Annotated in this window: 12 protein-coding genes and 2 pseudogenes; 9 read left to right on the forward strand and 5 right to left on the reverse strand. The window is 56.5% G+C overall.

What is annotated here, in order from left to right:
• The first annotated feature begins 141 nt into the window (after positions 1–141).
• From ACF8E5_RS17580 to ACF8E5_RS17590, 3 genes and pseudogenes are all read left to right on the forward strand, one after another.
• Positions 142–465 (forward strand): DUF2790 domain-containing protein, encoded by a 324-nt coding sequence (locus ACF8E5_RS17580; protein ID WP_013974877.1) that lies wholly within the window; start codon positions 142–144, stop codon positions 463–465.
• A gap of 206 nt (positions 466–671) precedes the next feature.
• A pseudogene (locus ACF8E5_RS17585) lies at positions 672–860 on the forward strand (hypothetical protein); the annotation flags it as partial.
• Positions 848–1320 (forward strand): annotated as a pseudogene (locus ACF8E5_RS17590) (phospholipid carrier-dependent glycosyltransferase); the annotation flags it as partial. The pseudogenes ACF8E5_RS17585 and ACF8E5_RS17590, both read left to right, overlap by 13 nt.
• Before the next feature lie 86 nt (positions 1321–1406).
• On the opposite strand, the gene ACF8E5_RS17595 reads toward ACF8E5_RS17590, so the two are convergent.
• A complete protein-coding gene (locus tag ACF8E5_RS17595) occupies positions 1407–1628 on the reverse strand; it encodes a hypothetical protein (protein WP_013974874.1) in 222 nt (73 codons plus the stop codon).
• A gap of 266 nt (positions 1629–1894) precedes the next feature.
• Between ACF8E5_RS17595 and ACF8E5_RS17600 the strand changes: the two genes are divergently transcribed.
• Positions 1895–2482 carry a hypothetical protein gene (locus tag ACF8E5_RS17600; protein ID WP_013974873.1) on the forward strand — a complete coding sequence of 196 codons (588 nt, stop codon included), beginning with the start codon at positions 1895–1897 and terminating at the stop codon, positions 2480–2482.
• A gap of 56 nt (positions 2483–2538) precedes the next feature.
• Here the strand turns inward: ACF8E5_RS17600 and ACF8E5_RS17605 are convergent, their stop codons facing one another.
• Complete coding sequence (locus ACF8E5_RS17605) at positions 2539–3957, reverse strand: heavy metal sensor histidine kinase (protein WP_013974872.1); 1419 nt, start codon at positions 3955–3957, stop codon at positions 2539–2541.
• Positions 3954–4628 carry a heavy metal response regulator transcription factor gene (locus tag ACF8E5_RS17610; RefSeq protein WP_044047186.1) on the reverse strand — a complete coding sequence of 225 codons (675 nt, stop codon included), beginning with the start codon at positions 4626–4628 and terminating at the stop codon, positions 3954–3956. The genes ACF8E5_RS17605 and ACF8E5_RS17610 overlap by 4 nt, the downstream gene beginning before the upstream one ends.
• Before the next feature lie 699 nt (positions 4629–5327).
• Between ACF8E5_RS17610 and ACF8E5_RS17615 the strand changes: the two genes are divergently transcribed.
• Positions 5328–5654, forward strand: a complete 327-nt coding sequence (locus tag ACF8E5_RS17615; protein WP_013974870.1) for a DUF2790 domain-containing protein — start codon at positions 5328–5330, stop codon at positions 5652–5654.
• A 32-nt stretch (positions 5655–5686) separates the two neighbouring features.
• Here ACF8E5_RS17615 and ACF8E5_RS17620 read toward each other — a convergent pair whose 3' ends face one another.
• Both ACF8E5_RS17620 and ACF8E5_RS17625 read right to left on the reverse strand, forming a co-directional pair.
• Positions 5687–6037 carry a DUF3147 family protein gene (locus tag ACF8E5_RS17620; RefSeq protein ID WP_044047185.1) on the reverse strand — a complete coding sequence of 117 codons (351 nt, stop codon included), beginning with the start codon at positions 6035–6037 and terminating at the stop codon, positions 5687–5689.
• A 181-nt stretch (positions 6038–6218) separates the two neighbouring features.
• Positions 6219–6653: a mercury resistance transcriptional regulator MerR gene (locus ACF8E5_RS17625; protein WP_003131969.1), complete on the reverse strand. Its 435-nt coding sequence runs from the start codon at positions 6651–6653 to the stop codon at positions 6219–6221.
• A 71-nt stretch (positions 6654–6724) separates the two neighbouring features.
• On the opposite strand from ACF8E5_RS17625, the gene merT reads away from it, so the two are divergent.
• The 4 genes from merT to merD all read left to right on the forward strand — a co-directional run.
• Complete coding sequence (gene merT, locus ACF8E5_RS17630; protein WP_003131974.1) at positions 6725–7075, forward strand: mercuric ion transporter MerT; 351 nt, start codon at positions 6725–6727, stop codon at positions 7073–7075.
• A 12-nt stretch (positions 7076–7087) separates the two neighbouring features.
• Positions 7088–7363 carry a mercury resistance system periplasmic binding protein MerP gene (merP, locus tag ACF8E5_RS17635; RefSeq protein ID WP_003131987.1) on the forward strand — a complete coding sequence of 92 codons (276 nt, stop codon included), beginning with the start codon at positions 7088–7090 and terminating at the stop codon, positions 7361–7363.
• Between the two features lie 71 nt (positions 7364–7434).
• Entirely contained in the window at positions 7435–9120 is a 1686-nt protein-coding gene (gene merA, locus ACF8E5_RS17640) for a mercury(II) reductase (protein ID WP_003156770.1), read from the forward strand.
• Between the two features lie 17 nt (positions 9121–9137).
• A partial coding sequence (gene merD / locus ACF8E5_RS17645) for a mercury resistance co-regulator MerD (RefSeq protein ID WP_392475589.1) occupies positions 9138–9453 on the forward strand: 316 nt, incomplete at its 3' end.

The following is a 9453-nucleotide window of genomic DNA, read 5'->3' on the forward strand; positions in this document are numbered from 1 at the left end:
CCCACAACACGCGTTGTGGGTTTTTTGTTTTATATGAAATAGATGCACTTACCTTTCAAAATTGTAAGTTTCTCGTCATGCCGGTGATGCCTCTGCGTTGCTAAAGTTACGCCCGAGATGATTTGAATTTGAGAGGTTCCTATGAAAAAGCTAATTGTTGCTGCTGCACTTGTTATGTTCTCGATGGCTTCGCAGGCTTATACTTACTCTGAAAGCAAGCAGCTGCAATACATCAAGGAGCATCAGACTGCTGTAGCGAACTATGCCGAGAGAAATGGCAAACCGATGCCGGAGATCCAGGACTACAATTACGGCATGAAGATCGATGTTGCGAAATTCGTGCGTCAGTCCCAAGACCCGCGTACCTGCCAAGTTTACCCGCGATTGATGACCTTCGAGGACTCTCAGGGTACGCTTAAGACGGTTCGCTACTCCATGTACTCGCAATGCATCAACAACAAGTAGTAATTGCTGTGAGTAGAATACTTAGAGAATTCATAAATGCCAGGCAGTGCCTGGCATTTTTTATTGAGCTCGATGAACGTCATTTAGGCTAGATGCCTTAATGACTGCCCCTGGGTTAGCTGTGAAATAAATCTCAACTACACAACAGTAATGTCTTTCAACTGCATAGAGCAGTTTATAGTCTTGCCCCCCAGAAGGGACGAGTTATGAAAAGTTCGCTTGAACGCCCAGATGACCAAGCAGAGCATGAAGGGCTGAGCCATGAGCACGACGGCATCTTTGGCATGAACACCGAGCTGGTTTTCGCGCTGATCTGTGGTGCCCTGCTCGGAGCCGGAGCGCTCGCAGGAAAACTAGGGCTGATCGACTGGCTGCCGCTGGTTCTGTACCTGTCTCGGCGTTGCTCCTGTCCGGTCGGATCAATGAGGTTGGCCGAAGGATCACCAGGGCGCCGCCGCGAGCGTTGATACTGCCAATCATCGGCGTCGACATCATCTATGCCGGGGTGTTGATGCAGAGGCCTCAGAACCAGCGAGATGTCGTTCAGGCCTGGTTGAATGTGCTCAATCGGCCCCTCTGATCTACCCTGGTCGCCGCTCGAATTCCTCGGAGTTCTACAGCAGCGGGAAGTCCGAAAACATCCAGTACCCAGCAAAGTGGCCTCGTGACAGCTCATTCTACCTGTCCCGGCGCTTACTCGACAGCAATGCTGAGCTGCCTGCCAACCTGGGCTGTGTCGAGATCACCGAAGCGAACGCCAGTCAGCTGTTGCTGTGCCGTTGGAAAGACGCCAAGCAAGGTACCGAAGGTCTGGTCGGAGACAGTAATGCGGAAACGCCTCGTACAAACGAAGGTAAAATTCCAGACACAAAAAAAACCAGGTTTTACCCTGGCTTTTTTGTCGATTGCTTTCGTCATTTAAAGTCCTATTTAACCGCCGTTTAGTTATCGGCTTGTTCCTTACCATCCTTGCTTTCTTTCTTTTGCTCTTGAGCGACTTGTTGTTTGTTCTGGTCCGAAGAATCGTCGCTCCATAAGCGAGCCTGTTCATTTCGGAAGTTTTCCTGGAACTGTTTCGCTCGTTCGTAACCACCTTCAGCGTAAGCGGTACCCACGAGACCAAGCAGCAGGCTGCCAATAGCGATAGATTTGACAAATTTCATTGTGTGCCTCGGTTCTTACTAGGCCTGCCTGACTGACGGCCTTTGTTGGTTTGTAGTTTAGGAACGCGAAGCTAACGACAAGGTGAGTCAATAATTACAATTCCGTAATTTAGGCGGCTGGCCGGATGCGCCCAATCTGCAAATCTGGAAGGATCATGTCTATCTCGCTTGTGTCGAGGCTGACTTCAAACTGTTCCGTAAATTACATTTTTGATATCTAACAAAATAAAACCGTGCGCCGTCACCGGCCGCTCTAGGAGATAGCCATGAATGACATAGAGCCTTGGTCAGTTGCCATCGGTGACTTCCGCCGAAGCACTGAAAAACTCACTGTTCAGCTCGATGAGCTGGCCTCCCAGACCAGGGCCTGCAACGCTGTTCTGGAAAAGTCGAACGAGCTGGTGGAGGAGGTTGACCTTGTCAGTCGGCAGATTCAGGAGGAGGTACGAAAGGCTGAGAAAGCCTGGTCCAATGCCGAAGAGGTCGTCATCCGCGCTGCGGCAGAGGCATATTCCGCTGCCGCTCGTGGAGTCGAGACCGCCATCCAACCGCTGATTTCGGAGCTTACTGCCGCGACAAAATTAGCGGATGCCTCGATCCTGGAGCTAAAGCGGGCACCGGTGCTGGCCAAACGTTATGTCATGGTGGTGGCGACAGCATTCTTCATCCTGGCACTGATCTGTGTGTACTCGACCATGCAGTTCATTGAGGCCGCCGGCAGTGTGAGCGCTCAGGAAAAAGTGAATGCCCAATACTTCTCCCACCTGTGGAGAAACGCCAACCCAGAAGAGCAAAAGATCATAAAGTCGGTAATTCTGCGGTCACCTATGGACCCTGTGGTGCTTAGGCACTGAGGCATTGCATAGACAAAAGGCCCGTCGATTGACGGGCCTTTTCAAGTGGGCGCGCTTCAAGCAGCGGTCTTTGCCGACTGCTTTAGCTGGGCTTCGGGAAAGTGAAGGTGGAACCAGGTGAAATTTTCCTCGGTCACTTCCACGCTCGCCGAGCCTTGATGCAGGCTCATGATCGACTGCACGATGGCAAGGCCAAGACCGGTCCCCCCTTCGCTTCGTGCTCGGCTCTTATCTACGCGGTAGAACCGTTCAAACAAATGCGCATGGTGTTCCTTGGCGATCCCGCGGCCCGGGTTGCCGACGCTCAAGGTCGTGCCGCTACCACCGCGTTGCACTTTCACGTAGACCGTGCGACCGCGAGGGCAGTAGCGAATCGCATTTGACACCAGGTTCGAGACGGCTCGTTGAATCATCAGGCGGTTACCGCGCACCACGTCATCACTGCCAGAGATCTGCAGCTGGATCTCGCCATCCTCTGCCGAAATGCTGAAGAGATCACACACCCGCTGAACTTCATCGACCAGGGACACAGGTTCGAACTCCACCATGGATGCCGGATGACTGACCTGAGCGAGGAACAGCATGTCGGAAACCATGCGGCTCATGCGGTCCAGCTCTTCTGTGCACGACTCCAGCACTTCCCTGTACTCGGGAAGGGATCGCTCTCTGGTCAGTGCAACTTGGGCTTTACCCATCAGGTTGGATAGCGGCGCTCGCAGTTCGTGAGCAAGATCGTCAGAAAACTGCGAGAGCTGCTGAACCCCGTCATCCAGGCGAGCCAGCATGATGTTGATACCGTCGGCGAGCTCTTTGAGTTCTGCTGGCATTCCATTAGTCGGCAGACGATGGTCAAGACTCTCGGTGGAGATCTTCGAGGCGACTTTCAGGAACTTGGTCAGAGGCAGCAGACCTCTGCGTACGGTCCACCAGCCGATTGCGAGGATCAGCGCGATGATGAGCGGGGAAATCATCAGGGCCCAGGTGAGCAATGCATCAAGCAGCGCTTCATTGGACGACTGGTCCATAGTCATGTACACGCTGACTTCGGTTCCGTCGCCCAAATTCATGGTGCGAGAAGCTGTCAGCAAGGGGCGGTCCTGGGTGTCGCGCCACTCATGTTCCTTCGGCTGTGCGGATGGTTGAAACTTGTGCACCTCCACGTTGACCTGCTTCGAGCCAATCGAGAGCAGGGGCGTTTCACTCTGCGCCGACTCGAAAATGCTGACGTACAGGTTGTTGTGGCCCATCACCAGATCCACAAGCTGATGTGCGTCTGCGTTGACTCCTGAGATGTCGGAAATCATGGACAGGTTGTGAGCCATGCCCGCCATCTTCACTTCCAGGTCACTGCGGGCATTTCGCTCTAGCGCCTGACCCACCATCAGATACCCGAAGGTGGCGAACAGAAGCAGCAACGCTGCGCTCATCAACCCCACCTTTAATCCCAGCTTTGCAGCCAGGCTGAATGGCCTCATGCGCGTTCCTCAAAAACGTACCCTACGCCACGAAGCGTGTGAATGAGCTTGGTTTCAAACGGGTCATCGATCTTTGAGCGAAGGCGCCGGATAGCGACATCGATGACGTTGGTATCGCAGTCAAAATTCATGTCCCAGACCAACGAAATGATCTGAGAACGAGTCAGCGCTTCGCCCGTCCTGCTCATAAGCAGGTGCAGGAGCGTAAATTCCTTTGTGGTGAGATCGATGCGTGTGCCAGCGCGGAAAACCCGATGGCGCACTGAGTCGAGTTCCAAGTCGGCAATTTTCAGCGAACTCTTCTCGACTAATTCATCACCACGCCGCTGCAGCGAACGGATTCGAGCGAGCAGCTCCGGGAATTCGAAGGGTTTGACAAGGTAATCGTCGGCTCCGCCATCCAAGCCTTTGAGCTTGTCGTTGATGCGACCACGAGCGGTCAGCATGATGATGCGGACCCGGCTGGTTTTCCTGATGGTTTCCAAAAGGTCCCAACCGTCGATGCCAGGAAGGTTTACGTCCAGCAGAACCAACGAATAGACGTTAGTATTGAACAAGTGCAGGGCGTCAACACCATTGTGCACGATATCTACGACATACCCGCTTTCGGATAGGCCCTGCTGAAGATATTCGGCAGTTTTAATTTCGTCTTCCACAACTAGAACGCGCATAACTTATCTCAAGGTGTGAGGAAGGAATTGGCCTAATCCGCCAAGACTGTGGTTGCAGGCAGTTTGAAGGTTCGGCTGAGTGCATGACATCTGGTAGTCGCTACCTCTGTCCATACGCCGGGGTCACCTGAGGACGCTTGAATCTTAACGCGAAGACGCTGGCCGCGGCGAAATCCTACAAATTTGTAATGTAGCCGCAAGATTGCTGACAGTCATGACGGCTTTCCCTACTGAGCTTAGCGGATTCTGTGGCTTGCAGCGGTTATCAGTCCTCAGGACTGACAGGAGGATTCGGCCGAGAGGGGTGGCGTTTCTGCCAAGCTGCTCAGCATTTATGGCGTTCAATCCTACAAGCTCAAGCTCCGAGTGGTAGCAAGCCACCGATCGTTCGCCCCTTTGATAACGGGCTTAAACCGGCCAGCATGCATGGCTTTTCATCTTAATTGGGCAAGAATAATTACTTTACAATCTATTACATGTCCAAATTGTAATTTCACAATCATCTTGTCGTTAGCCGCTTTTGCTAGTTTAAGAACAGCACACAGGCAGCGCTGCTTTGGGCCAGTCTCATCTGAAGCAGCATGGCGGGAGTAACGATACCCTGCTCACGCCAAAGCATTCACCTTGGAACCATACGCTCCTTTGGTAAGGTGAATTTTAGCGCCCCGCCATGGGCGCTTTTTTATTAATGGACTTCTCATGAAAACAACTATATCGGCTATTGCCGCGTTCATGCTTTTCTCTGCACTGTCGACAAATGCCCAAAGTAGCGTTCAGATCAACGACGATCTTGAGCAGTCTGCCAGGAAGGCTACAGAACGCTATGCACAGAGCGTGAAGAAACCCATGCCCGAGCTTGAAGATTACGCATACGGTATGGATTTGGACGTTGGCAAGTTGGTGTACGTCTCGCCTAGCGTGCGGTACTGCGGGAATGTGAGAAGCATGATGACTTACGAGGATTCCAAGGGCGAACTGCACATGGTTCGCTACCTCGTGAAAGGTGAGTGCATCAACAGCCGGTAAGCGGTGACCGAGTGCTTTCCTCTACACCCGACTCAAAGCAACTCGATGCCCAATCGCCTTAGAAGTAGGGCAAATCCTCCGAAGCTCGCCATGGTGATGAGGATGCTGGAGATAAGTGTTGGCCAGAATCCCAACTTGGGCAGCAGTGCCGGAAACGCGATAAACATCGGCAGCGTTGGAATCACATACCAGAACGTGTACCAGGCATGATTGGAAATCTTCTCCATGCTCTGGTTCTCCAAGTAGAGCCAGATGAGCGTCAAGACGGTGACCAATGGCAGGGCGGCAACCAAGCCGCCCAGCTTGTCACTGCGCTTTGCCAGCTCAGACACGATAATCACTATCGCGGCAGTGACCAGGTACTTCGTAATGATCCAAGCCATCGCTGAACCTACTTGAGCTAGTGGAGTGGATCTCCTGGGATCATTCGCCAGGCACTCACGACGTGCTTGGGGGAACCGCAGAATTCGGAAAAAATCGTACGCTAAGCTAACGGTGTTCTCGTGACAGCTCTTTGACTAGGCTTTCTAAGGGGTCGTCTCAGAAAACGGAAAATAAAGCACGCTAAGGCATAGCCGAACCTGCCAAGCTTGCTCCACCCTGTAGTGACGCGATCAGCGGGCAGGAAACGTTCCCCCTTCGCGCATGGCAGGCGCACACCAACTCAGACAGCACGGCCTCCATGCGCGCCAGGTCAGCCATTTTCTCGCGCACGTCCTTGAGCTTGTGCTCGGCCAGACTGCTGGCTTCCTCGCAATGGGTGCCATCCTCCAGCCGCAGCAGCTCGGCGATCTCATCCAGGCTGAAGCCCAGCCGCTGGGCTGATTTCACGAAGCGCACCCGCGTTACATCCGCCTCGCCATAGCGGCGGATGCTGCCATAGGGCTTGTCAGGCTCCAGCAACAAGCCCTTGCGCTGATAGAAACGGATGGTCTCCACATTGACCCCGGCCGCCTTGGCGAAAACGCCAATGGTCAGGTTCTCCAAATTGTTTTCCATATCGCTTGACTCCGTACATGAGTACGGAAGTAAGGTTACGCTATCCAATTTCAATTCGAAAGGACAAGCGCATGTCTGAACCAAAAACCGGGCGCGGCGCGCTCTTCACTGGAGGGCTTGCCGCCATCCTCGCCTCGGCTTGCTGCCTCGGGCCGTTGGTTCTGATCGCCTTGGGGTTCAGCGGCGCTTGGATCGGCAACTTGGCGGTGTTGGAACCCTATCGCCCCATCTTTATCGGCGTGGCGCTGGTGGCGTTGTTCTTCGCCTGGCGGCGCATCTACCGGCAGGCAGCGGCCTGCAAACCGGGTGAGGTCTGCGCGATTCCCCAAGTGCGAGCTACTTACAAGCTCATTTTCTGGATCGTGGCCGCGCTGGTTCTGGTCGCGCTCGGATTTCCCTACGTCATGCCATTTTTCTACTGATCGGAGTTCACCATGAAGAAACTGTTTGCCTCCCTCGCCCTCGCCGCCGTTGTTGCCCCCGTCTGGGCCGCCACCCAGACCGTCACGCTGTCCGTACCGGGCATGACCTGCTCCGCCTGCCCGATCACTGTCAAGAAGGCGATTTCCAAGGTCGAAGGCGTCAGCAAAGTTGACGTGACTTTCGAGACACGCCAAGCGGTCGTCACCTTCGACGATGCCAAGACCAGCGTGCAGAAGCTGACCAAGGCAACCGCAGACGCGGGCTATCCGTCCAGCGTCAAGCAGTGAGTCACTGAAAACGGCACCGCAGCACAACGGACGTCATTGTCTGGCGCCACAAACGATAAAGGATCTGTTGCATGACCCATCTAAAAATCACCGGCATGACTTGCGACTCGTGCGCGGCGCACGTCAAGGAAGCGCTGGAAAAAGTGCCAGGCGTGCAGTCGGCGCTGGTGTCCTATCCGAAGGGCACAGCGCAACTCGCCATCGTGCCGGGCACATCGCCGGACGCGCTGACTGCCGCCGTGGCCGGACTGGGCTACAAGGCAACGCTAGCCGATGCGCCACTGGCGGACAACCGCGTCGGACTGCTCGACAAGGTGCGGGGATGGATGGCCGCCGCCGAAAAGCACAGTGGCAACGAGCCCCCGGTGCAGGTAGCGGTCATTGGCAGCGGTGGAGCCGCGATGGCGGCGGCGCTGAAGGCCGTCGAGCAAGGCGCGCAGGTCACGCTGATCGAGCGCGGCACCATCGGCGGCACCTGCGTCAATGTCGGCTGTGTGCCGTCCAAGATCATGATCCGCGCCGCCCACATCGCCCATCTGCGCCGGGAAAGCCCGTTCGATGGCGGTATTGCGGCAACTGTGCCTACGATTGACCGCAGTAAGCTGCTGGCCCAGCAGCAGGCCCGCGTCGACGAACTGCGGCACGCCAAGTACGAAGGCATCCTGGGCGGTAATCCGGCCATCACCGTTGTGCACGGTGAGGCGCGCTTCAAGGACGACCAGAGCCTTACCGTCCGTTTGAACGAGGGTGGCGAGCGCGTCGTGATGTTCGACCGCTGCCTGGTCGCCACGGGTGCCAGCCCGGCGGTCCCGCCGATTCCGGGGTTGAAAGAGTCACCCTACTGGACTTCCACCGAGGCCCTGGCGAGCGACACCATTCCCGAACGCCTTGCCGTAATCGGCTCGTCGGTGGTGGCGCTGGAGCTGGCGCAAGCCTTTGCCCGGCTGGGCAGCAAGGTCACGGTCCTGGCGCGCAATACCTTGTTCTTCCGTGAAGACCCGGCCATCGGCGAGGCGGTGACAGCCGCTTTCCGTGCCGAGGGCATCGAGGTGCTGGAGCACACGCAAGCCAGCCAGGTCGCCCATATGGACGGTGAATTCGTGCTGACCACCACGCACGGTGAATTGCGCGCCGACAAACTGCTGGTTGCCACCGGTCGGACACCGAACACGCGCAGCCTCGCGCTGGACGCAGCGGGGGTCACTGTCAATGCGCAAGGTGCCATCGTCATCGACCAAGGCATGCGCACGAGCAACCCGAACATCTACGCGGCCGGCGACTGCACCGACCAGCCGCAGTTCGTCTATGTGGCGGCAGCGGCCGGCACCCGTGCCGCGATCAACATGACCGGCGGCGATGCGGCGCTCGACCTGACCGCAATGCCGGCCGTGGTGTTCACCGATCCGCAAGTGGCGACCGTGGGCTACAGCGAGGCGGAAGCCCACCACGACGGGATCGAGACCGACAGCCGCACCTTGACCTTGGACAACGTGCCGCGTGCGCTCGCCAACTTCGACACACGCGGCTTCATCAAGTTGGTTATCGAGGAAGGCAGCCATCGGCTGATCGGCGTACAGGCGGTCGCGCCGGAAGCGGGTGAACTGATCCAGACGGCGGCTCTGGCCATTCGCAACCGCATGACGGTGCAGGAACTGGCCGACCAGTTGTTCCCCTACCTGACGATGGTCGAGGGGTTGAAGCTCGCGGCGCAGACCTTCAACAAGGATGTGAAGCAGCTTTCCTGCTGCGCCGGGTGAGAAAAAGGAGGTGTTCAATGAACGCCTACACGGTGTCCCGGCTGGCTCTTGATGCCGGGGTGAGCGTGCATATCGTGCGCGACTACCTGCTGCGCGGATTGCTGCGCCCGGTGGCGTGCACACCAGGCGGCTACGGCTTGTTCGATGACGCCGCCTTGCAACGGCTGTGCTTCGTGCGGGCGGCCTTCGAGGCGGGCATCGGCCTCGACGCGCTGGCGCGGCTGTGCCGGGCGCTGGATGCGGCGGACGGCGACGAAGCGGCCGCGCAGCTTGCCCTGCTGCGTCAGTTCGTCGAGCGTCGGCGCGAAGCGTTGGCCGATCTGGAAGTGCAGT

Source organism: Pseudomonas sp. WSY_20 (assembly GCF_043104335.1).
GTDB classification, from domain to species: Bacteria; Pseudomonadota; Gammaproteobacteria; order Pseudomonadales; family Pseudomonadaceae; genus Aquipseudomonas; species Aquipseudomonas parafulva_B.

Excerpts from the sequence above, each read along its gene's own strand:
- ACF8E5_RS17620 (WP_044047185.1), bottom strand. The coding sequence starts at position 6,037 with ATGGCTTGGATCATTACGAAGTACCTGGTCACTGCCGCGATAGTGATT.
- merT (WP_003131974.1), top strand. The coding sequence starts at position 6,725 with ATGTCTGAACCAAAAACCGGGCGCGGCGCGCTCTTCACTGGAGGGCTT.
- ACF8E5_RS17600 (WP_013974873.1), top strand. The coding sequence starts at position 1,895 with ATGAATGACATAGAGCCTTGGTCAGTTGCCATCGGTGACTTCCGCCGA.
- merA (WP_003156770.1), top strand. The coding sequence starts at position 7,435 with ATGACCCATCTAAAAATCACCGGCATGACTTGCGACTCGTGCGCGGCG.
- ACF8E5_RS17605 (WP_013974872.1), bottom strand. The coding sequence starts at position 3,957 with ATGAGGCCATTCAGCCTGGCTGCAAAGCTGGGATTAAAGGTGGGGTTG.
- ACF8E5_RS17625 (WP_003131969.1), bottom strand. The coding sequence starts at position 6,653 with ATGGAAAACAATTTGGAGAACCTGACCATTGGCGTTTTCGCCAAGGCG.
- ACF8E5_RS17615 (WP_013974870.1), top strand. The coding sequence starts at position 5,328 with ATGAAAACAACTATATCGGCTATTGCCGCGTTCATGCTTTTCTCTGCA.
- ACF8E5_RS17580 (WP_013974877.1), top strand. The coding sequence starts at position 142 with ATGAAAAAGCTAATTGTTGCTGCTGCACTTGTTATGTTCTCGATGGCT.
- merP (WP_003131987.1), top strand. The coding sequence starts at position 7,088 with ATGAAGAAACTGTTTGCCTCCCTCGCCCTCGCCGCCGTTGTTGCCCCC.
- ACF8E5_RS17595 (WP_013974874.1), bottom strand. The coding sequence starts at position 1,628 with ATGAAATTTGTCAAATCTATCGCTATTGGCAGCCTGCTGCTTGGTCTC.
- ACF8E5_RS17610 (WP_044047186.1), bottom strand. The coding sequence starts at position 4,628 with ATGCGCGTTCTAGTTGTGGAAGACGAAATTAAAACTGCCGAATATCTT.